1 protein-coding gene is annotated in these 511 nt (G+C 37.0%); it reads right to left on the reverse strand.

Translation table 11 applies throughout. The annotated features are described in order from the left end of the window. On the reverse strand, positions 1-511 hold a 511-nt coding region (locus ACCC84_RS23955), incomplete at both ends, for an ABC transporter substrate-binding protein (RefSeq protein WP_371902451.1).

Here is a 511-nt window from a genome sequence, read left to right on the forward strand (position 1 = left end):
TACTTTCTTTTTCAACTTCTGGCACAAGCGGGAAGTTTTCTTTTTCTTGATGATTTAATAAAATATTTAATGCTTCATCTGGATTTTTCTTCATGAAATCATAGCCTTTTTTCGTACCACGTAAGAAGGCTTGCAACGCTTCTTTATCTTTTTTCAACGTTTTATCACCTGTTACAAATACAAGCTCATGATAATTCGGTACACCATAATCTGCTGGATTAAAGTACGCTGGTTCATGACCTTCATGACGCATAACAGGTACTTCATGGTTAATGTATGCCCCTGTTACCGCATCCACTTTTTTCGTAATTAATGCTGGTACTAAATCAAAGCCAACATCGACTACTTTCACTGTATCTGGATTACCACCAGCTTCTTTTACCATCGTTTTTAAATACATCTCACTTAAAGGTGTTCCAGAATAGCCAACTGTTTTCCCCTCTAAATCTTTTGGCGATTGAATGCCTGCTGATTTCAGCGATACAACATGATTTAATGGTGAACGTACGAC

The sequence above is a fragment of the Serratia odorifera genome (assembly GCF_041448735.1).
Classification (GTDB): Bacteria; Pseudomonadota; Gammaproteobacteria; order Enterobacterales; family Enterobacteriaceae; genus Serratia_F; species Serratia_F odorifera.